This is a genomic window from Ureaplasma ceti, from assembly GCF_040369755.1.
Lineage (GTDB): Bacteria > Bacillota_I > Bacilli_A > Mycoplasmatales > Mycoplasmoidaceae > Ureaplasma > Ureaplasma ceti.
This window is the reverse complement of record NZ_BAABQM010000001.1, coordinates 288,781-311,482: the sequence shown is the minus strand read 5'-3', so window position 1 is coordinate 311,482 and position 22,702 is coordinate 288,781. Positions and strand designations below refer to the sequence as shown.

Below are 22,702 nucleotides of genomic sequence, written 5' to 3'. Positions count from 1 at the left end.
GGAGAACATTTATTATGGCAGATATTAAAGCAGAAAACCCATATACAGTAGTTCCTGGTGAATTACACTTCGCTGACTCTGAAATTACAATCAACGTAGATCGTCAAGCAGAAGTTATCGTAATGGAAAACACAGGTGACCGTCCAGTTCAAATCGGATCTCACTTCCACTTATACGAAGTAAACCCAGCAATGGTATTCTATGACGAAAAAGGTAACAAGGACATCGACCGTTTAATCGCATACGGTAAACGTTTCGATATTCCTTCAGGAACTGCTATTCGTTTCGAACCAAACGAAAAGAAACAAGTAAGTATCATCCCTACAGCTGGTAGCCGTGAAATGTACGGTTTAGACAACTTAGTGGATGGCCCTCTTGGAAATGGTCCAAAAGCTCCATATTCAAAAATTAAAAACTTATTATAATCGTTAGAAGAGGCTAGATTATGCAAAAATTAACAAGAAAAGCTTACTCTGATCTATACGGTATTACAACTGGTGATAGCGTTAGATTAGGTGATACTAACTTATGAATTCAAGTTGAAAAAGACTTGAGTATGTATGGTGAAGAAGCTGTCTTCGGTGGTGGTAAAACACTTCGTGATGGTATGGGACAAAACCCAATCGAACCTATTTCAAACCCTAAGGTAATGGACTTAGTTATTACTAACGCATTAATCTTAGACCACCGTGCAATTTACAAAGCAGATATCGGTATTAAAGACGGTAAAATTGCTGCTATTGGACACGCTGGTAACCCTGTCTTAACTGACAACGTAGACATGATCGTTGGTGTAAGTACTGAAGCATTCGCTGGTGAAGGTAAAATCTTTACAGCTGGTGGTTTAGACACTCACGTTCACGCATTAGAACCACAAATTTGCGAAACTGCAATGGACAACGGTATTACTACAATTATCTGTGGTGGTACAGGTCTTAACGATGGTACAAAATCAGCAACTACAACACCTGGTCCTTGATTCATCAAGAAAATGTTACAAGCTGCTGAAAGTATGCCAATTAACATTGGTTATTTAGGTAAAGGTAATGGTGCTGCTATGGAACCATTAACTGAACAAATCGCAGCTGGTGCTTGTGGTCTTAAGATCCACGAAGACTGAGGTGCAACACACTCATCAATCGACTGATCATTACGTGCAGCTGATAAATACGACATCCAAGTTGCTATCCATACAGATACATTAAACGAAAACGGATTCGTTGCTGACACAATGAAAGTAATCAACGGTAGAGTTATCCACACTTACCACTCTGAAGGTGCTGGTGGTGGTCACGCCCCTGACTTAATGGTTGTTGTAAAATACCCACACATTTTACCTTCATCTACATCTCCAACAATTCCATATACTGTAAACACATTAGCAGAACACTTAGACATGTTAATGGTATGTCACCACTTAAACCCTAAGGTTCCTGAAGACGTTGCATTTGCAGACTCACGTATTCGTAAACAAACAATTATGGCTGAAGACATTATGCACGATATGGGTGCTATCTCAGCTACATCATCAGATACATTAGCTATGGGACGTATCGGTGAAGTTGTTGCTAGAACATGACAAATGGCTGACAAGATGAAACAAAACTTCGGATTCTTAAAAGGCGATAGCGAATTTAACGACAACAACCGTGCAAAACGTTACGTTGCTAAATACACAATCAACCCTGCAATTATCCACGGTGTTTCAGACTACATCGGATCAATCGATATTGGTAAAATCGCTGACATCGTTTGTTGAGAACCAAAATTCTTTGGTATTAAACCATACTGTGTATTCAAAGCTGGTATGATTTCACGTGCTGTATGTGGTGAAGAAAACGCATCAATTCCAACATGTGAACCAATGATCATGAGACCTGCTTATGGTGCATTAGGAGAAGCTGTTAAAGGTACTGCTGTATTATTCACTTCTCAATTAGCTATGGAACGTAATATTAAAGCTGAATACGGCTTAAGAAAAACATTATTACCAGTACGTAACTGTAGAAACTTAACAAAAGACGACTTAGTAAACAACACATGTAGACCAGACGTTGAAGTTGACCCTCAAACATTTAATGTAAGTGTTAACGTTGCTGACCTAGAAAACTGAGTTGCAGACTCTTCTGCTTACGCTTCATTCCCTAAATCAGCTGATGGTAAGAGACTTGTATTAGTTGCTGATCCATTAGAAGAAGCTCCTTTAGCTCAACGTTACTTCTTATACTAATTTACTGCTTGCAAACTAATTTAGTACTCACTAAATTACTGACCACGGTAAAAGTAAATCAAGAACTTATATAAAGTTTAGTTAAACTTTTAAAATTATTTTTATGAATATCTATAAAACAGTTTTAGGTAACATAAAAAATATCGAAAACTCTTCTCTACCACACGTAGAGAAGTTGTTTTTGAGCCCTGATGATTTGCTAAAGAAAGTAATCGTTGCAACTACTGATCACGGAAATGAAGTTGGCGTTGTTTTAGAAGACAATAAACTTATCGAAGATGGGGACATTATCTTCCAAGACGACCACAATATTATTGCAATTTTCAAAACAAATACTGATGTATTGATCATCAAACCTATGAGTATCAAAGAAATGGGTATCATTGCACACAACTTAGGTAATAGACATAGCCCTGCTCAATTCACAGACACTGAAATGCTTGTGCCTTATGATTACTTAATTGAAGACTATTTAAAATCGATAGGAGCTTTATATGAAAGAAAAGCAATCAAACTTGAACAAGCATTCAGACATGTCGACGGCGCTAAATAAAAGTCAGTTATTAGACGTGATGCAAATCACTAATGCTAACTTCCCAATTGGTACTTTTAGTCACTCTTTTGGTGTAGAAACTTACATCAGAAAAGGTATGGCTGAAACTCCGGATGAATTAGAAAAAGTGATTGTTGCATATCTTTATGAAGTCTTTATGACTGCAGACTTATTAGCCATCAAGGAAATTTATAGAATCTTAGATGATGACCCAGAAGATTTAGACACGGTCTTCGCATTAGATGAAGTCATCGCTAATCAATCTATGGCAAAAGAATCACGGGATGGTGCTAAGAGAATTGGTACCCAAATGGTAAAAATTTACTTAGAATTATACCCAGACTGTGAATACCTAAAAGCGTACCAAAAGAAAATTAAAGAAAAGGTATGTTACGGTAATCCAGCAGTCGCATTCACATTACTTGGTTACTACTTAGGACTTAGTTTATCTGATGCAATTTACACACACATGTATTCATCAATTACTGCCTTAATTCAAAACTCTGTTAGAGCGATTCCGCTAGGACAAGTGGCTGGGCAAAAACTAATGTTCAAAGTAAAACACACTTACTTTGATGATGTTTACGATAAAGTGATGAAAGCTAATTTTGAAAAAGATTTCTGTAAAAATAATCCTGCTTACGAAACAGCACAAATGGAACACGAAGCAATTCACGTTCGTTTATTCATGTCTTAGTGAGGATTATTAAAAGTTTAAGAAAGAGGAATTTCATTATGAGACCATTAGTTATTGGTGTTGGGGGACCAGTTGGTGCTGGTAAAACCCAATTAATCGAACGTTTATCACGTTACTTAATTACTAATAAACAAATTAAATTAGCCGCAATTACAAACGATATTTACACTAAAGAAGACGCTAAGATTTTACTTAGAGATTCAATTATTCCAGCTGATTGCATTGCTGGGGTAGAAACTGGTGGATGTCCACATACAGCGATTCGTGAAGACGCAAGTATGAACTTTGCTGCAATTGAAGAAATGGAAGAAAAACATCCTGATCTTCAATTATTATTCTTAGAATCAGGTGGAGATAACTTAGCTGCCACATTCAGTCCTGACTTAGTTGACTTCAGTATTTACATCATTGACGTAGCTCAAGGGGAAAAAATTCCACGTAAAGGTGGACAAGGGATGATTAAATCAGACTTATTCATCATCAATAAGACTGACTTAGCTCCATACGTTGGTGCTGATCTTGAAGTTATGAAAAAAGATACACTTGCTCAACGTGGCGATAAAGAATTCTTATTAACAAACTTAAAATCTGACGAAGGTCTAGAAGCTGTTGCAACTTGAACAATGAAACGTTTAGACCTTTGATTAGCAACTCAAGAATAGTATTTTATGACTCCATTAAAACTATGAGATGTCGCTAAAGCTCAAAGAGAATTTGAAGGCTATATCGGCATTGAAATTGAAAAACGTTATAAGAAACTAACAAACGAACCTTACACAAGCTCTGACATTAGATATACAGAACTTTCAAGAACTTCAAAAGCGTTATACTTGAAAAAGGATGACCCAACACCGTTATTCCACTTACTACATATGGGTGGTGGTTTTATTGGTGGTGAAAAGTTCAGAACTGATATCATTGTAAAAGATAACACGCACGGTATCTTTACATCACAATCAGCAGCTAAAATTTACAAAGTTAAAGAAAAAGGGGTACCTTCTTTCTACTGAGTAAATGTGGAAATTGGTGAAAATTCTACAATGGAATTCATCAATGACTCTGTTATTCTTTATCCAACTGCAGAATATTTACAATACAACGTATTTAATCTAAGAAGTACATCAACTTTCTTCTACTCTGAAGTATTCTCACCAGGATACGCTCAAAACGGGGGAAAATATGAATATACAGAAATGTTGTTAAATACAAAATTGTATATTGATGGCAGACTAGCTTTATTTGATAACTTGGACTTCGAACCAAAAAGTAATGACCCTTCAAAATTTGGGGTTATGGATGGTTATGACCGTTGTGGAACTGCGTTCTACATCAGTCCAAAAATTACTGAGGATTTAGCTGAAGAATTAAGAACATTAGTAAAAGAACAATGTTCTGATATTGATCACGAATTAGGTATCTCTAACTTCATTAGTACTGGTGTTGGAGTCAGAGTCCTAGCGAACGAAACTTACGAAATCCAAAGAATTTTAATGTTGATTCACAACTACTTAAGAGATAAAATCTTAGGGCTAGAAAACCTTGATTTAAGAAAATGTTAGATAAATAAACAGAAAAATCATCCCAGTATGGGGTGATTTTTTGTTTCTTCGTTTTAATATTTCATTACAATAAATACATATATCTAAGCTAATATGAAAGAGAGATAAATATGGCTTCAAACAACAACAAAAAACTTGTGTTCTTCGATATGGATGGAACACTATTGAACAGTAAAAAAGTTTTTAATCCATCAACTATTCAAGCGATTAAAACTTTAAAAGAACAAGATTTTATTTTCTGTATTGCGACTGGGAGAGCTTTAAGTGAAGGCATTTTAGATTTTGCTAAAATGTTAGACCTAGAAGATTACTTGGTTTTAGCAAACGGAAGTTATGTATGAGATATTCAAAGTGAAAAATTAACTACACTAGGATTACCGTTGCCAAGAACTGTAGTGCAATTATTCTACGAAAAAGCATTAGAACATAAAAGACAATTAAACTTCTACTTTGAAGACGGTTCTATTAAATATTATTACTTTGGTGACGACCAAAACGAAGATATTAAAGACCCTAATTTCTTTAGGGTAGGACCAATCATTTATAACTTTGCAGATCCAGCAAAAATTCAGTTCGATTTAGAAAAACCGATTATCCACGCGGGTATTAAAGCGGAAGGTAGCGTAATTAGACAAATTTATCCAGAAGTAAGTTCTTTAGAAGCAATGAACTTAACGCAAATCAGTAACGTATTAGACGTGTACATTGATGCTGATCCAGCTGGTATTTCTAAGTGAAACGGGATTCAATATGTTCAAAGAAAATTAGGCATCAGTAACGAAAACACATTCGCTTTCGGTGATTCAGGCAACGATATTTTAATGTTACAAAATGTGGGTCACGGGATTGTAATGGGTAACGCAGAAGAATCTATCAAAGCAATGTTTAAACACGTAATTGGTGACAACAACTCTGATGCGATTGCTGAATGTTTATACTCTATTGCTGATGGTTCTTTCTTTAAAGAAACTGTTAATGCTGACGATACAGTTGACAAACATTAACTTAGATAACACTCAACAACCACAATTTACTTACTAAACGAAGAAAATTAATTAATAATTATGAAAAACAACAACATTTTAGCTCCAAGTTTACTATCCTTTCCGATAGAAAACTGAAACCGTGATTTTGGTTTATTTACAGATAGCGGCATTGATACCATTCATTTTGATGTAATGGATCCTCGTTATGTGGGCAATACCGCTTTTAATGAACAAGATTTCCAATATTTCTTACAACACAATCATGGTTTAGTAGCCGACGTGCACTTGATGGTTTGTGATCCTTTAACGGTAATGGAACATTATTTTTCGAATCAAACGAGAAGTATTGCATTTCATTTTGATGTTTTAACTAATAAAGCCGAAGTAATACAAGGACTACACAAAATCCAGAGCCAAAAAATTAAAGCTGGGATTGCAATTAACCCCAACTTTAGCATGGCAGATATAGAACCTTATTTAACTACAGTAGACTTTGTGTTGGTGATGGGCGTTTTTCCTGGACGGGGCGGACAAGCCTTTATCGATAGTACACTTAAAACGGTAGATGAATTATACAACTATCGTTTAAATCACCGCCCAGATTTATTAATTCAAATTGATGGTGGTATGAATCATGATACGATCCCTCTAGTTCACCACCATACTGATTTAGTTGTTGCCGGTAGTTTTTTAGCTAAACATTTAGACGAGCTACCAGCAATTAAAAGTTGGTTCGACCAACTAGCATAAAAATAAAAAACCTAGTGAGACTAAAATCTCTCACTAGGTTTTTCTTTACCTCCTCAGAGGCGTAAAAATACCCATCACAACCTCGCGTATTTTGAGGTTAGCGTGATGAGTACGGATAGCTACTACTTATGTTGTTTTAACTTATTAAAAATTCAAAAAAGGAATAACAAAAAATATAACAATGAAAATTGGTTATATATGAAAGAAACTTATATTTTACGAAAGGAGTTCAAATATTAGAGACTTTATAAATGAATGTACTAGAAGACTGTATGACTAGAAAACCTGCACGAGTAAAAAAGAAAGGTTTAACCTTCGTAAACGACTATAAAAACAAAGGTTAGAAAGCAGGATTAATAAAAAAGAGACGGTCTAGTCAAAATTTGAGAAGAATGTGTGAATGTCTTCTAGTTTATGTAAAAAATATTTTATATAAGTATTAAAAGGGTAAGAAGTGAAACTAATGAGATAATACGCAAAAAAGAGCTCGTTAGATACTTCTTGACAACATTACATTGGTGGAAAAAAAGAAAGGAAAACCAATGTAGGGGGAAACCGGTGCTATCCTAGACCCTTTTTCCCTTAATAAAATAATACTGTAATAAATATAAAATTAAAAGATAAATGTAAGATAAATGTAAAATATAGAAAAACTTTTTTTCGGAACAGACAGTTTCGCTCGTAAATATATTTATGAAATATACCTTGAAAATGAATATCCACGAAAAAACCTTTACCTGTTTTAACAGATAAAGGTGTTGTAATTAAGATTTGTAGTGTTTTTCTGTTTTGTCTTCAGCTGAAGTTTCTTTTTCTTTAGCTGTATCTTTATTTGTTTCAGAACTTGATGCTTGAGCACCTTTCATCATGTTGTTTAGCATTTCTTCTAAACCACCAGCGCCGCCAAAGCTGTTCATCATGTTCTTGAATGAATCGCCCATAGCGTCCATTTGTTTTTTAGTATCAGCGTAAGATTTTAATAATTCTGATAAGAATTCTTCGAATGTGAACTCAGCGTTCATGTTCATTTTCTTAGCTTCCATGTAAGATTTTTTTAGTTCTTCAAAAACTGAATCTTCTAATTCGATTGCGAATTTACGAGCCATATTATTTATCCTTTTATTTGGGAAGTTTATTGCTGGACTGCGTTGCGTCCACTTTCAATATCTATGTATATTTTAAACTAAACAAACTAAGTTTTTTTTAAATGCTAAATAATTAGGACAATATTTTGTTAATAATGAATAAAAACCCGTCCCGTGATTATAGTGCACTAAATGAACTAGTTCGTGAATAATGATGTAGTCCCAATAAGCAACAGGAAAAGCCAATAATTTGATATTGAAGCACAACAAATGTTTAGATTTACTGTATGAACCTCATTTACTAGAGACTCACTTGAATTGCACCTTAGGCAACTCTGAACGGTTTAAATCTGGTTGCATAAGGTTAAACCAATAAGTTAAACGGTTCATGAAATAATATTGGTTATTGCTTAATAAGTAATTGGCTAAAATTTTGTGTAGTTGCTTACGATACTCTAAATCTACATCAATCTGGTTTCAATCTATATTTATATGTAAATCTTGACTAAAAACAATAGGGACACCAGCACTACAACATTGCCTTTGGTTAAAGTTTAAATAAGAAAAACTTTGTTGTAAGTTTTGCATTTTATTTTTAAACTGTACAAGTTCTTGTTCGCATAACTCAACCACTTGTGCCAAAGTGTAATAGTTGGGAGTGGTGATTTTAAAATTAAAGTTGGATATATATCTTAAAATCACTTTTTTGGCGTTCCAATTTTTAGATCACTGAATGTGATATTGGTTGCCACCTAATTCTAGCGAGAATTCGGTTTTAGTTTTTGAAAGATTCTTGGACTTTATGATTCTTTTCAATTTTTTTCATGTAACTTTCAAAAATTTGGTCTAAGTTATAGCCTAACGCTAAGCCTAATTCAAATAATCTAATAGTAAAGATTTTGTAAGTTTCAGCTTGGCTGTCATCTAGTTTAGCGTATAACTGAGTTAGTTCCAAGAAACGGTTTGTTAATTGCAATTTAGATTCAGCAGTAATGTTATCAGCTAGTTCTAATTCATCAAAGTGGTATTGTTCGATAGCTGATAAAGTAAAGCAAGTAACATCGGCGAATTCTTCTAAAATATCATCATCTGTACCTCTCACTTTTTTAGATCAGTAATTAAAACAACGAGTTTCGTTACATAACTCCATTAATTCGATCATGATACAAAGTTGAGCTTGTGGTAACACTTGAGCTCTGCTAAGATGTTGTGTTTCAAAGATTTTTTTGTCTAAAACTTTTTGAACATCAGAAAATCTTTTTATATTTAAAATCATTATTAAACTCCTGACAATAATTTATCTCTGTAAAAGTTGTTATAATTATACTTAACAATATTAAATATTGTATTTAGAGAAAGAGGTTATAAAAATGTTAATTAACGGTGAAATTAAACAAAATTATGTTTTAAAAGCTGTTTCTAAAAACCACAATATTGCTGAATTTGAAGACGAAACTTCAGCTTACAGCATTTTCAACCATGAAATGAAATCTTACAACATTGTTATGGAAGAAAAATTAAACGGTGATGAATTCTTCAGAGCTGTTTCAGAATTTATTGCTAAACAATCTAAACATGCATTCGCAATTGATCTTGATTCATTTACAAGCGTTGTTGCTAAAGAAGACTGAAACTCATTAGTAAGTATCTTAGTATCAGCTGTTGAATATGGATCAGTAACTCCATGAAGTGCTGACACAAATTGTAAAGCTAAACCTCAACACAATGTATTAATTAAAGACGAAAAATTAGCTAAATTAGCTGAAGAAGCCTTAGTTGTTGCTGAAGATAGAACTTTCGCAAGAAAATTACAAGATATGCCATCTAACTTAATGGTGCCTGGTAAATTTGTTGAAGAAATGAAAGAACACTTTGCTGGTATTAAAAATGTAACTATCAAAGTTCTTGAAAGAAAAGAATTAGAAGAAAAAGGCTTAAACTTATTAGTTGGTGTTGGCCAAGCTGCTAACGTTGAAGCTGATCAACCAAGATTAATGATCGTTGAATACCACGGTAATCCAGAAGACCAAAGTCAAAACTTAGGTTTTGTTGGTAAGGGTGTTTGCTTCGATACTGGTGGATCAAACGTAAAACCTGGTCCTCACATGAGATGAATGAAATACGATATGTCAGGTGCTGCTATCGTTGGTTCAACAATCCACGCTTTAGCTAAAAACGAAGTTAAAGTTAACGCTGTTGCTGTAATGCCATTAGTATTAAACTTAATGGACAGCAATGCACAACGTCCTGACGACGTAGTTGTAAGCTACAACGGTATCTCTGTTGAAATTGACAACACTGATGCTGAAGGTAGATTAATCTTAGCTGACGCAATTACTTACGCTATTAGAGACTTAAAAGTTAGCCAAGTAGTTGACGTTGCAACATTAACAGGGGCAATGATTTACTGTTTAGGTGAAACTTATACAGGGGTATGAGCTTCAACTGAAGAATTATGAAGTGAATCAGCTACAGCTGCTCAAGAAGCTGGTGAATTAATCTGAAGATTACCATTCCACCACGACTTCAAAGACTTATTAAAATCTAAATACGCTAATATCGCAAACTCAGTTTCAGATATTAGAGGTGGTTCTTCAAGAGCTGCAATGTTCTTAAAAGAATTTACAGAAGACATGCCATACGGTCACTTTGACATTGCTGGTACTGGTGACAAAGGCCATACAGGTACTGGTGTTATGGTGTCAACATTCTACAACATGGCTAAAAACAAATAATTAGTCTAAAACTATCATTAATTATTAATTAACAATAATCACATCAACAAGATGAATCTGTTCACAAATTTAGAAGTGAACCTTCATCTTGTTTTTTTGTCTCGAACATAGTGAAATTATTTAAGAAAATACACGCAAAAAAATCTAAATTTATTCCTGCAACACGATGATTATTTTTTGATTTCTATTAGTATAATGTTTAGAGTTAAATAATGAAAAAGGAAAAAAATATGAAGTTCCAATTAAATAAATTTTTAAAGATTAGTTTAGGACTAGTCGGTGGGGCAGCATTAGCTGCTGGTATTAGTGTGGCTGCTGTTTCATGTAGTTCACTATCTCAAACAACTAACCAATCAGAAGCAAACAGTACAGCTAATTTCTTATCTAACCACGGTACAATGTCATTAGCTCAATTCAACGGTGAAGGCCAAGACATCGCTAACGTAAACGCTTTAATTAATGCAGACGCATCTACAGCATTCTTTACAACTGGTAAAGAACCAACAGTAACTCAAAAATCTAACCAAGCTAACTTAGTAAAAGCTGTTCAAACATTCTTAAAAAACAATGCATCTTGAGAAGAACAAGCTGCAACTAAATCAATTAACTGAATTACTGGTGGTAAATTAGGTTTAGACTTTGCTAACGCAACTTACAGTGCTTCATCAATTACTATTAAAGTAACTTGAGGATCAGGTAGCAACATGGCTACATCTAAAAAAGCTATCCAAATCAACGGTTTCAATAAAACTACTAACGCAGTTTCAGCTGCAGCAACTACAACTTTAAAAACTAAAGAAAAAGCTGCTAAAGCTTTAAACGATACAACTGCAAGAACAATTGAATCAAGTATTAAATCAATTATGTTAAGCGATTCAAAAGCAGTAGCGTCATTTAAAGATATCTCTGCAGATACTGCATCAGCAGTAGTAAAAAACGACTACAGTAAATTAAATGCTGACTTTGTTGCTTACTTAAAAGCCAACGAAGGTGCATGAACTAAAGCAATTACTAAAGTAGATTCTAAGATTACAAAAGCTACTTTTGGTTTATACCAACCAACATTAACTTGAAACGAAAAAACTGGAACAATCTTTGCTAATGTCTCTGTAGGTTCAGGCGACACTATGGGATTATCAACATTCCAATTAGCAATCACTGGCTTTGCAACAAAATAATTAAAAATCTTTTGATAAAGTATTTAACAAATAATTAAATTATTTGTTAATATAAATTAAATGTAAAAGCATCTCTTAAAGGGGTGCTTTTTGTTTGTAAAAATAATATTTATATAGGTGAAAAAAAGATGAGTGTGAAATTAGAACTTCAAAATTATAGAAATATTTCTGTTGGTACTAAAAAATCAGCAAATTTAATATTAGATAGAAGTTTAGATTCCGAAAGAAAAATGGGCGATTTAGTGATTTTAATCGGCTCAAATAATTCAGGTAAATCAAATATTTTAGATGCCTTACTTAAAATGGGAACAAATACTCCAGAAAAATGTATACGCAAATCTGATGAACCTTATTGTCTAAATAATTTTTCTGAAAATGATTTAGTTCAGTTGTCATTAAGAAGTGATGATTTATATTACATAGAAATGACTCGTAAATGTAACGATTTAGATTCAGAATGATTAAGTATTCAAAACAACATAAAAAGACTTATTAGTAATGAATTTATAGATAAAGAAAAAATATCTAAAAATAGATTTTATTTTAAAAATTTTAAATACTTATTTGAAGAAAAAAACACTGCAAGTGATCTTTATTTGGAACAATTGTTTATACTTATGAATACATTAATTTCTGGAGAATTAAGTAATGTATCAATATCAACAATTGGCACTATTTTCGATTCTATTGCTTGGTTAGATTCAAAGAAAACAAGATTTGTTACTGTAAGAGACGAAAAATTAAAAGAAGCTGAAAAACACATAAAAATAAACGACTTAGTTATTGATAATGATGGTAATGAAATTAAATTTTCTTCTTTATTTAAAAATAACTTATCAAAATATAAAGAAATTATTTTAGATATAGAAAAAACATTAATTCGCTGTATTGAATATTTTCCAAAACATTGTTCTTTCAAATCTCCAGAACTAGTGCCATATGTTTATAAGTATTACAATGTAAATTTTATAGATCAACATTTTACTTATAAATTAGGTAATGAAAATAATATTTTGTTTAATTCAATTTTTAATTTTTTAGAAAGAAAGAATCCTAAATTAACGTCTAAATATATTTTAAGTTCTTCAAATAAAATGTATTTAATGAGTGAATTAAAGAGACCAATTAAAGAGTTATCTGACTCGTTTAATTCGTTATTTAAAGAAAAAGATTATTATTATAAATTTGATATTTGCCATGCAAATGATAGTATAAGCTTTGAAATTAATAAAGAAAAAGTTAATGATAAAGAAGAACAACAAGATATTATCCCTTGTCCTTATACTTGACAATCGGATGGTTTTAAGTGATTTTTTAATTTATATTTCATTTTTTTAATTAACATACCTAAAATGACTCAACCTGGAGATATTATATTAATCGACGAACCTGCGACAAATATATGTATGTCTGGTGCAATAGAATTAAGAGAAATGTTGAAAAAAATTGCGTTGCAATATAATGTTACTATTTTAATTACAACGCACAATGCTTACTTAGTTGATCCTGATTTTTTAGAAGAGCTAAGAATAGTGGATAAACAAGGTGACATTTCAAAAATTTATAATAATTTCAATTATGGGGAAATTAATTGTCACGGAAGCAACACACTGAAGGGAACGTTAAATTCTTTAAAATGTTTACCTAATGCACTAACTAAGTGCAATTGTAGCCCTAAGTATGTTTTTGTCGAAGGTGTTACTGATTATTTATATTTAACAGGAATTAAAAGATATTTTTTACAACAAAATAGTGATAAATCTAAAAAAGAATTAAAAAAATATGAAAGATTAATTTTTATTCCTATTAATGGCGCTGGTAAAGATGAAAATGTTTCTAAAGACATTTATGAAAAAATTTGTGAAGAATACGAATATAATGATTGCTTATTTTTAGTTGATGGAGATGACCCTGGAAGAACACTAAAAAAGCAAGAGGAAAAAGATAAAATTAAAGTTTTCACTATAACTGATTTATTAGATAATAAAAATATTATCGAAATAGAGGATTTAATTGACGAATCGGATATTGATAAATTTAATTTATTAACAAAGGATTCTAACGGCAAAAACATTAAAAAAATGGATATAGTTTATCCATTTAAACGTCAGCTAATTCTTAATAATGAAAACGAAGATTATAAAATTTCTAACGAAACTATAAAAAACTTAACTGAGTTATTCATTAAGTTAGCTTAATAGATTTGTTCTTGAAACCACGATTTTAACTTTAATAGTTAGAATTGTGGTTTTTTGTTGGGAATTGATTGAACTTTTCATAAAATTAACATATTATTTTTGAGGAAATTAAAACATAAATAGACGAGAAAGGATAACTATGGGAGTAAAATTTGAAGTAAAAAATTTCCGGAATATTGCAATTGAGCCAGATGATAAACCAGCGTCGTTAATTTTAGATAGAAATTTAGAGTTTGCACAAACCTCTGGTGATTTAGTCATTTTAATTGGACCAAATAACTGTGGCAAAAGCAACTTATTAGACGCTTTATGCATTTTAGGTACAGATAATAACTTATATGTTGAACCGACTGATGAACCATACTATTTAGAAAAATTTGGCGAGGAAAATAACGACGAAATTAAACTTAGTTTAATTAACGATGCGGAAAAATTAAAAAGTACCAAAAGATATTATTACAAAGACAAATACACAGATGACTTTGAAAGATTAGAAGAATATTTCACAATCATTTTAGACCAGTTATTTTTAAAAACTAAAGAATTGGAACAAGATAAATTATTCTTGAGCAACTTTAAATGATTAAGTGGAACAGAAACTTTTGCAACATATTCTTTAAAAAACTATTTTGACAAAATTAGAAGTTTAGTTGCACATAAAATGACTGTCAAAAACGTGGTAGAACTTTATGAAGTCTTTAATTCAGTGGTGTGAGCTGAAAGAGACACGGATAGAGTCTTGAGAAGTACACGTTATGAAAAATTAAACATTAACGACGTCCCAGAATATTTAGTAGAACATAAAGATGATGTCAACTTCCGTGTAAGCTTTAAAGATTTATTTGATAATCAAAACTTACAGTATGCCTCTAAGATTTACAAGATCATTGAAATCTTAGATAAGGTATATAAGAGCAATAAAGCGCACTTTATGTGACAAAGAAGTTATCCTATTAATATTTTTAAATATGAAGACAAAGATATTTCTAAAAAACATTTTATTTATAAATATGGTGATAAAGATAACTGGTTGTTTAGAAATATTTTAGAATTCTGTGGCGTAAAACCTGACAAACTAAACAAAGAGAAATTTTTAGAAGCGAAAAAATTCTGAAAAGATAAATTAAACGCAAACTTAAAACAAATTTCAGATGAATTTAACCGTTTGTTTACCGAAAAAGATTATTTATATACTTTTGAAGTAGACATCGATATGAGTGGGTTAACGTTAGAAATCTTCAAAGAAAGAGCGGATGAAGATGCTGAATCACAAAAAATTATTCCGCTTCCTTACGACCAACAATCCACTGGTTTCAAGTGATTCTTTAATTTATATTTCCAATTATTAATTAACAAAGGTCATTTAGAACCTGACAGCATTATTTTGATGGATGAACCAGCGAATAACTTATGCCCTTCCGCCATTGCTAAATTAAGAGATATGGTAAAAGAATTTGCTATTAAAAATCAAGTAGTAATCTTGGTTACTACCCATAACCCTTACTGAGTAGATTGCGACCATTTAGAAGAACTAAGAATTTTAGATAAAAAAAGAGACAATGTGAAAGTGTACAACAACTTTAATTACGATGAAATTAATCATCATGGTAGTAACACTTTACATGGAGCAATTTCGGCTTTAGAATGCTTCCCTGCCTCTTTACTAAAGACGAATGTGCCACACTACGTGTTTGTAGAAGGTTTAAGTGATTATTTATATTTAACAGCCGTTAAAACGCTTGCCTTAAATGATCCGAATAAAACTTCAACAGAATTAAAAAAATACAACCAGTTAATTTTCTTACCAATTAACGGGGTGGGCTTGAATAAAACGGAAGCTAAACAAATTTATCAAGAAATTTGTAACGAATACGAAGAAAAGCGTTGTTTATTCTTAGTAGATGCTGATAATCCTGGTTTACGGTTTGAATCAGTAGAAGCGCCTGGACAAATCGAAATTAAAACTTTAGCAGAAATCATGGAAGATGATCAAGTAATTACGATCGAAAGTTTAATTGCTAAAGAAGATGCAGATAAGTTTGAACTTATCGTACAAGATGAAAAAGGCAAAACGAAGTGAAACAAAGATGTTAGTCATGTATATACGTTCAAAAGAATCTTGACTCACGAAGAGGTAAATAAGAATCTATCTATAAGCGATTCAACAAAAATAAAATTATTTAAATTATTAGATAAACTAGCAAACTATAAATTTAAAGAATTAGTTTTTAATGATTAGTAGACAAGAAAAATCTAAACCCGAAGGTTTAGATTTTTTTATCAATAAATGAGAATTTAGTCAGTGATAAACTAATTTTTTGGTAAACATATAAACTACTGACAATACCACAAGTCATTAAGAAGATGAAGTATCATCATTTTCTTTTGACGTTCAATTCACTCATCATTAAATAAAAAGTGATATTGATAGCTACGCTACAAGTTCAAGGTAAAATGGCATAAAACAAGAAGTTTAATAACCAAACATAATTGCCTCTAGTGAATCTTCTAGCAAAGTAGTATTCGCCGCATAAAGCCAGAATAACCATTAAGACGGCTACAACTAGCAAGCCCACGTTTCAAACGGTTAAACGTTCGTTAGCTTTCTTTAAAAAAACTTTATTTTTTAAAGTGGTTAAATCTGAATTTTTCTTGTACAAGAAGATTAAGATTAAACAAACAATTCAGTTAGCGATAAAACACAAAGGAATTCATGAGATAATCTTTAAAATTCAGTACAGGTGGTGTACTCTCACGGGAGTAATAACGGCGATTAAACCGCTGATTCAGTACAAGAAAATAATAGTTAAGCAACACCCAACGGTGGCTTGGTAGGGACTAGAAGTTCAAAAACTAGTTCTTAGGTTTACAAAAAAATTATTATTTAAACTAATTAGGGTCGTGACAGCAACAGCAAAACCAAATGCCAAAAAAGATACAAGACTAATACCAACGATATAAATTCTTTGTTCACGTCAAAGGTTGTCGTTGCGAGTTTTTACTTTTGAATAGTTCATAACTGGTTCCAAAGGGTAGGTAAGAAATAAAAAAATCGTCTGGTTGCTCAGACGATTTAATTGGATAAATTAAATTTTCTTTCAATTTTCGTCTGCAAATTGTGGGTTAAACACGTTAATTCTATCGTAGTACAACTTACCAGATAAATGATCGATTTCGTGTTGTAACACAATTGCAGCATAACCTTCGGCTTCAATTTTAATTGGACGGTTATTTAATAAATCATATGCTTCAACTTTAATTCTTGAAGCTCTTGGAACAATGCCTTCATGATCTTCAGGAACAGATAAACAACCTTCACCACCGTGTAAGTATTGTTTGTCGTATGAAGTTTCAACGATTGTTGGGTTAGCTAAAAATCAGTGTCTTTCCACGTTGTGTTCATCATCAAAGTGTAAGTATGTCACTCTCTTTAAGTAACCGATTTGGATTGCAGCGATAGCTACGCCAGCTCTGATGTGGTATTTTTCATCTTTGCCGTAGTAGCAGTTGTCGATGTAGCTTACCATTTTTTCCATTTCCACTCTGTCTTCTTTAGTGATTGGAAACTCTAAGTCTGCACATTGAGTTCTAATACGTGCATCGTCATCAGTTACGATTCAGTCCATAGTTGGACTTAGACTATTGTTAGTATAGGGATTATATTTTTTAATAAGAAAAACCTCTTTCTTTTATCTTTCCAGATTATTAATTAAGACAACCATTAATAATCGCTATTATTTATTATAATAATAAAAACATTTTGCGATGAATGAGGAAAAAATGAAAAACGGGAAAATAGTCATTATTAGTGGTCCGTCTGGTGTTGGTAAGAAAACCATCCTCGACCAAGTAATGGCAGATAAATCTTTAAATTTGTCTTATTCAATTTCAATGACAACAAGAAATATGAGACCTGGTGAAGTGAATGGGGTTGACTATTACTTTGTGAATGAACAAGAATTTGACCAAGCCATTCAAAATAATGAACTAATTGAATGAGCGGTTTTTTGCAATAACAAATACGGTACGCCAAAAAAAGTATTACAAGAACAAATTAGCCAAGGAAAAAACGTGGTTTTAGAGATTGAAGTTGTTGGGGCTTTAAACATTTTGAAAATGTTTAAACCAGAAGAACTTCTATCAATTTTTATTGTTCCACCTTCAATTGAAGAGTTGAAACAAAGATTATTAAAACGTGGTAGTGAAACAGAAGACGTAATTAACACAAGAGTTAAACGTGCTTGTGAAGAACTTGAAGTACAAAAACACTACCAAAACATTGTGGTGAACGATGAAGTTGACAGAGTAGTTGCTGAAATTAAGGAAATTATTCGGAACAACACCCACAGTTTATAAAGTAAAAAATATTAATGAGGGATGAATAACATGAATCAAACAAACAAGAAAAATATCTTAGGATACACACTCGAAGATTTAAAACAAATTGCAGTAGAAAACAATTTAAAACCATATTTAGCAAAACAATTGTTTGACTGAATTTATAAGAAAAGAGTAAACTCATTCGACGAAATGAGCAACATTTCTAAAACTAACTTAGCCTTTTTAAAGGAAAATTTCTACTTTGGTACTTTGAAAGAAGTGATCAAACAAGTGGACCCTATTGATGAAACAACAAAATTCTTATTTGAATTATCTGACGGTTACAAGATTGAAACTGTGTTAATGAAATTTGATTATGGTTATTCAGTATGTGTTACAACTCAAGTGGGTTGCAACATGGGATGTAAATTCTGTGCGTCTGGTTTATTGAAGAAAAAAAGAGACTTACACGCATCAGAAATTGTACAAGAAATTTACACTGTACAAAAATATCTAGACGAACACAAACCTGGTGAAAGAGTAGGTAACATCGTTGTAATGGGGATTGGTGAACCTTTAGACAACTTTGATAACGTAGTACAATTCATTCGGATTGTGAACGATGATAACGGTTTACAAATTGGGGCTAGAAAAATTACCGTTTCCACTTGTGGAATTGTTAACAAGTTTGATAGATGAATTGAAGAAATGCCACAAGTGGGTTTAGCTATTTCTTTACACGCTTCTAATAATGAAGTTAGAAACCAAATTATGCCAATCAACAAAGCATTTAACTTTGATAAAGTATTAGAAGCTGCACAAAAATATGTAGACAAAACTAAGAGAAGAATTACTTTTGAATACATTATGTTAAGAGGAATTAATGATTCTAAAGAACACGCCTTAGAATTAGCAGAAAGATTAAAAGGTATGTTATGTTACGTTAACTTAATTCCGTATAACCCTGTAAGAGAAAATGACTTCCAAAGAAGTACAAGAGTCAAAGAGTTTGCCGATACTCTAACAAAACACGGTATTACTGTTACGACACGTCAAGAAAAAGGTTCAAACATTGACGCTGCTTGCGGTCAATTAAGGGCGAAAAATGAAGGAATTCTCTAAAAACAATTACGCAATTTTATCTAAAGCGGGACCAAAACACGAAGTCAACCAAGACAGTGTGGTCGCATATTTTGATGAACACAAACCTTTAGGTTTCATAATTGTTTGTGATGGCGTGGGTGGTTATCCTGGAGGAGAAATCGCTTCTCAAATCACCACTGCTCATTTTTATAAAGCTTTTTTAAACAAAGATGTTTCTTTAAATTGAGAAACTTGATTTTTAGATACACTCAAAACAGTAAAAGTAGAATTACAAGCTTACGTGGTTAAAAGACCAGATCTAAAAGAAATGGCGACCACCTTATGTTTGACTGTGGTAGATGGTGAAGAACTGCACGTGTTTAATCTTGGCGATTCAATGGCTTATGTGTACAATAAAGCTAGTCGAGAAACGTTAACCGTGCCCCAAAACCTGTACAATTATTTAAAACGTACAGGTAAAAGTATGAGTAACTTAAATGTGGACGCTCGTCAAATGGCATCTTTAGTGAATTATGTGTCTGCTGATAGTCCCAAAAAAATTTGATTCGACTACAAAGTACATCCATTAAAACCCGAAGAAATTGTAGTGGTTTGTTCTGATGGAGTGTATAAGTTTATCGATTTAAGTTATTACGATTTATTTAAATTAAATCCTGTAGAAATGTGTGAAAAAATCATTAGTCTAGCTGTTTTAAACGAGACCAATGATGATGCTTCAGTAGGAGTTTGATACCGTGGCTAAATTGAATTATGCAGAAAAAGCCAGCGTAATTAACAAAATTCTTTTAAATAAATACAAAATTACAAATTGATGAAGAGACGGAGGTCTCTCATCAATTTTTGAGGTTTTACCAGTTCTGGATAATAACGGTCATTCGTTAGATGAATCACCTTCAGTATCTAAAATTGTCAAAATTATTAAATTAGAGAATCAGGAATCGAAAAAACTAGATGACCAAAAAGCGTTTGATGAATTGCGCTTATTTCAAAACCACGCTTACAACGATCGTCATATCGTAAGCATTTATGATTATTATATTGATGACAATTTCTTATATTTGGTTTTAGAAAAAGTTTCTGGCGAATCGTTAGATGAACAAATTCGGAATGGCAAAATTTTTACAGTAGAAGAAACTGTTTTACTAATGGGCCAGTTGGTCACAGCTTTAAAACTAATGCATACTTCTTATGGTCAACATCAAATGATTCACCGGGACATTAAACCTCAAAATATTATTGTCGACGATAAATTAAAATTAACTTTAATTGATTTTGGAATTTCGACAATGTACGATGATATTCAACCACTGACAGAAGAAGGAGAAATTTTCTGTTCTCCTCAATACACTTCTTCAGATTTGTTAAAATTGAATTCCAAAATTAGACAGGGTGTGGCAGTCGGAAACTCGGAAATGCTAAAAAAATTCCATCAGATTGTTACGATTCAACTAGATTTACATCCTGTAGGAGTAATTATGTACCAAATGTTAACGGGTAAACTACCTTTTGAACAGCTGGCAAACCCTAAAATAACGGACGCAAACAAGATAAAATTATGACAACAGTTTGACGTGCCGTTAGTGTCTAATTTAAGAAAAGATGTCCCAGTCACGATTGACAATATTATTTATCGTTGCACTGCATCAAGAAGTGATAATTTAAAATATAGATATACAACTGATGAAGAGCTAGAACAAGAATTAAAAAAATGTCTTAATGTAGAAGTTATTAAAAAAACGCAACTAATTGCACCATTAAGAGAACGTCGTTTAGAGTCGGCAACGATGATTGAAGAATTATCTACATTAAAACCCGATAAATTCTTTAATAAAAAAACTATGATTGGTTTTTCTATTATTAGCGTTTTATTAGTAATCTTATTAATTGTAATGGCGGTAATATATGCAACAAGATAAATTAACAGGTAGAATTTTTAGCTATATCGGTGGTTTAGCTAACATTTATGTAGCTAGTCAAGATAGCTTTATTAAAGCTAAAGCGAAAGGAATTTTTCGGCACGATAAAATGGAATACAAACCCATGGTAGGCGACTATGTAAAATTAACAGCAGTTAATGATACGGAGTTTGTTATTTCAGAAATTTTAGAACGGGACAATTCATTAATTCGTCCAAAAGTGGCTAATGTAGACGAAGTAATTCTGATTCAGTCGGTCAAAGAACCTGATCTTAATTTATTTTTACTTAACAAATATTTAGCCTTCTTTGAATCTAGAATCGGCACAGTAAAAATTGCTTTAAGTAAAATTGATTTATTAAGTGAAACAGAAAAACAGCAAGTAAGAGATATTATTGCGATGTATCGTCACGATGGTTATACTATTTACGATTTGTCGCAAGAGTCAGACTTCTTGGATTTAAAAACTGACTTAAGTTCTAAAACTGTATGTTTAGCCGGTAACTCTGGGGTAGGCAAGTCTACACTTTTAAACCGGATTGATGCTAATTTAGCTTTAAGAACACAAGAAATTTCTAAAGCGCTAAACCGTGGTAAACATACAACCACTAACGTTGGTATTGTGCAATACCAAAACGGTTATTTAATTGACACACCGGGTTTTTCTAGTCTAGAAGTGAACTTAACTAAAGAACAATTGGCGTATTCGTTCCATGATTTTAGAGAAATTAGCTGTCAATGTAAGTTTTCTAACTGTTTACATCTAAATGAACCACAATGTGCTATTAAACAAGCGGTTATAGATACTAAAATTTCACAGTTACGCTACGACGACTATTTAAGGTTGATGAAAGAGATTAAATAGTGAAAAATATTAGTTTTAAGCAACTAATAGTAATAAACAAATGGCAATGTGCCATTTCGTTTTTTACTATTATGAGTTCTATCGTTATGATAGTATTGCTAGCAATCCATCAACACCACACTAAACCTTATACTGTTATTGGGTTTATCTTTTTAGGCATTAGTTTACTATTTTTAATAGTAAATTTTGCGTTAATGACAATAATGTCAATCAAAATTAGTTTTATCGAAAAAGAATTTGAGTTGAAATTTAAGGGTTGAGTACATTTAATTTTAGGTGCTTTCATCTTTTGATTGAGTCTAATAAATTTGAAAAAATTGAAAATTTTAGCAAATGAAATGATAAAAAGCAATAAAAATAACGATTTTATATAATTTGTTGGTTTTATGTGTTGATAAAGTAGTATATTTAAAATGTATTAATAAGACTTGCTTGTTTCATGAGGAAATAAACATATTAATACAATTCTGAGTTGTAAAAGTTTTTACTTTTAATTGGGACGCTTAGACTTTTAATAATGACAAAG

At 32.1% G+C, this 22,702-nt stretch carries 23 protein-coding genes; 18 read left to right on the top strand and 5 right to left on the bottom strand.

Going from position 1 to position 22,702, the window contains the following annotated elements; all coding sequences use genetic code 4:
* The first annotated feature begins 14 nt into the window (after positions 1–14).
* The 8 genes from ureB to ABWU82_RS01150 all read left to right on the top strand — a co-directional run bounded on the left by ureB (position 15) and on the right by ABWU82_RS01150 (position 6,775).
* Positions 15–425, top strand: coding sequence for an urease subunit beta (gene ureB, locus ABWU82_RS01185; RefSeq protein WP_353289682.1), 411 nt, complete (start codon positions 15–17; stop codon positions 423–425).
* Positions 426–445: 20 nt separating this feature from the next.
* Positions 446–2,230 carry an urease subunit alpha gene (ureC, locus tag ABWU82_RS01180; RefSeq protein WP_353289681.1) on the top strand — a complete coding sequence of 595 codons (1,785 nt, stop codon included), beginning with the start codon at positions 446–448 and terminating at the stop codon, positions 2,228–2,230.
* Positions 2,231–2,333: 103 nt separating this feature from the next.
* On the top strand, positions 2,334–2,783 hold the full coding sequence (gene ureE, locus ABWU82_RS01175; RefSeq protein WP_353289680.1) for an urease accessory protein UreE: 450 nt from the start codon (positions 2,334–2,336) through the stop codon (positions 2,781–2,783).
* A complete protein-coding gene (locus ABWU82_RS01170; protein WP_353289714.1) occupies positions 2,764–3,480 on the top strand; it encodes an urease accessory protein UreF in 717 nt (238 codons plus the stop codon). The genes ureE and ABWU82_RS01170 overlap by 20 nt, the downstream gene beginning before the upstream one ends.
* A gap of 38 nt (positions 3,481–3,518) precedes the next feature.
* On the top strand, positions 3,519–4,142 hold the full coding sequence (gene ureG / locus ABWU82_RS01165; RefSeq protein ID WP_478212873.1) for an urease accessory protein UreG: 624 nt from the start codon (positions 3,519–3,521) through the stop codon (positions 4,140–4,142).
* Positions 4,143–4,148: 6 nt separating this feature from the next.
* On the top strand, positions 4,149–5,039 hold the full coding sequence (locus tag ABWU82_RS01160; RefSeq protein ID WP_353289679.1) for an urease accessory protein UreD: 891 nt from the start codon (positions 4,149–4,151) through the stop codon (positions 5,037–5,039).
* A 110-nt stretch (positions 5,040–5,149) separates the two neighbouring features.
* Positions 5,150–6,043 (top strand): Cof-type HAD-IIB family hydrolase, encoded by an 894-nt coding sequence (locus ABWU82_RS01155; RefSeq protein WP_353289678.1) that lies wholly within the window; start codon positions 5,150–5,152, stop codon positions 6,041–6,043.
* Positions 6,044–6,103: 60 nt separating this feature from the next.
* Entirely contained in the window at positions 6,104–6,775 is a 672-nt protein-coding gene (locus tag ABWU82_RS01150; RefSeq protein ID WP_353289677.1) for a ribulose-phosphate 3-epimerase, read from the top strand.
* A gap of 764 nt (positions 6,776–7,539) precedes the next feature.
* Here the strand turns inward: ABWU82_RS01150 and ABWU82_RS01145 are convergent.
* The 3 genes from ABWU82_RS01145 to ABWU82_RS01135 all read right to left on the bottom strand — a co-directional run bounded on the left by ABWU82_RS01145 (position 7,540) and on the right by ABWU82_RS01135 (position 9,136).
* Positions 7,540–7,881 (bottom strand): hypothetical protein, encoded by a 342-nt coding sequence (locus tag ABWU82_RS01145; RefSeq protein WP_353289676.1) that lies wholly within the window; start codon positions 7,879–7,881, stop codon positions 7,540–7,542.
* 72 nt (positions 7,882–7,953) lie between these two features.
* On the bottom strand, positions 7,954–8,493 hold the full coding sequence (locus ABWU82_RS01140) for a M48 metallopeptidase family protein (RefSeq protein WP_353289675.1): 540 nt from the start codon (positions 8,491–8,493) through the stop codon (positions 7,954–7,956).
* 142 nt (positions 8,494–8,635) lie between these two features.
* The gene (locus tag ABWU82_RS01135; protein ID WP_353289674.1) at positions 8,636–9,136 is read right to left on the bottom strand and encodes a dUTP diphosphatase; all 501 of its coding nucleotides are present in this window, start codon (positions 9,134–9,136) and stop codon (positions 8,636–8,638) included.
* 94 nt (positions 9,137–9,230) lie between these two features.
* On the opposite strand from ABWU82_RS01135, the gene ABWU82_RS01130 reads away from it, so the two are divergent.
* The 4 genes from ABWU82_RS01130 (at position 9,231) to ABWU82_RS01115 (ending at position 16,210) form a co-directional block, all read left to right on the top strand.
* Positions 9,231–10,595 (top strand): leucyl aminopeptidase, encoded by a 1,365-nt coding sequence (locus ABWU82_RS01130; RefSeq protein ID WP_353289673.1) that lies wholly within the window; start codon positions 9,231–9,233, stop codon positions 10,593–10,595.
* 230 nt (positions 10,596–10,825) lie between these two features.
* A complete protein-coding gene (locus ABWU82_RS01125; protein ID WP_353289672.1) occupies positions 10,826–11,773 on the top strand; it encodes a hypothetical protein in 948 nt (315 codons plus the stop codon).
* 128 nt (positions 11,774–11,901) lie between these two features.
* Positions 11,902–13,971, top strand: a complete 2,070-nt coding sequence (locus tag ABWU82_RS01120) for an AAA family ATPase (protein ID WP_353289671.1) — start codon at positions 11,902–11,904, stop codon at positions 13,969–13,971.
* Between the two features lie 139 nt (positions 13,972–14,110).
* Entirely contained in the window at positions 14,111–16,210 is a 2,100-nt protein-coding gene (locus ABWU82_RS01115) for an AAA family ATPase (RefSeq protein ID WP_353289670.1), read from the top strand.
* A 28-nt stretch (positions 16,211–16,238) separates the two neighbouring features.
* On the opposite strand, the gene ABWU82_RS01110 is transcribed toward ABWU82_RS01115, so the two are convergent.
* Complete coding sequence (locus tag ABWU82_RS01110) at positions 16,239–16,988, bottom strand: hypothetical protein (protein WP_353289669.1); 750 nt, start codon at positions 16,986–16,988, stop codon at positions 16,239–16,241.
* Between the two features lie 69 nt (positions 16,989–17,057).
* Positions 17,058–17,597, bottom strand: coding sequence for a peptide deformylase (gene def / locus ABWU82_RS01105; protein WP_353289668.1), 540 nt, complete (start codon positions 17,595–17,597; stop codon positions 17,058–17,060).
* 154 nt (positions 17,598–17,751) lie between these two features.
* Here def and gmk point away from each other — a divergent pair, with 154 nt between their 5' ends.
* The 6 genes from gmk to ABWU82_RS01075 are packed head-to-tail and all read left to right on the top strand — an operon-like array spanning position 17,752 to position 22,550.
* A complete protein-coding gene (gene gmk / locus ABWU82_RS01100; RefSeq protein WP_353289667.1) occupies positions 17,752–18,327 on the top strand; it encodes a guanylate kinase in 576 nt (191 codons plus the stop codon).
* Between the two features lie 30 nt (positions 18,328–18,357).
* Positions 18,358–19,413, top strand: a complete 1,056-nt coding sequence (gene rlmN / locus ABWU82_RS01095) for a dual-specificity RNA methyltransferase RlmN (RefSeq protein ID WP_353289666.1) — start codon at positions 18,358–18,360, stop codon at positions 19,411–19,413.
* A complete protein-coding gene (locus tag ABWU82_RS01090; protein WP_353289665.1) occupies positions 19,397–20,137 on the top strand; it encodes a PP2C family protein-serine/threonine phosphatase in 741 nt (246 codons plus the stop codon). Before rlmN ends, ABWU82_RS01090 begins: the two co-directional genes overlap by 17 nt.
* Entirely contained in the window at positions 20,130–21,311 is a 1,182-nt protein-coding gene (locus ABWU82_RS01085) for a serine/threonine-protein kinase (RefSeq protein ID WP_353289664.1), read from the top strand. Before ABWU82_RS01090 ends, ABWU82_RS01085 begins: the two co-directional genes overlap by 8 nt.
* On the top strand, positions 21,298–22,176 hold the full coding sequence (gene rsgA / locus ABWU82_RS01080; RefSeq protein WP_353289663.1) for a ribosome small subunit-dependent GTPase A: 879 nt from the start codon (positions 21,298–21,300) through the stop codon (positions 22,174–22,176). The genes ABWU82_RS01085 and rsgA overlap by 14 nt, the downstream gene beginning before the upstream one ends.
* Positions 22,176–22,550, top strand: a complete 375-nt coding sequence (locus tag ABWU82_RS01075; protein WP_353289662.1) for a hypothetical protein — start codon at positions 22,176–22,178, stop codon at positions 22,548–22,550. Before rsgA ends, ABWU82_RS01075 begins: the two co-directional genes overlap by 1 nt.
* Positions 22,551–22,702: the final 152 nt, after the last annotated feature.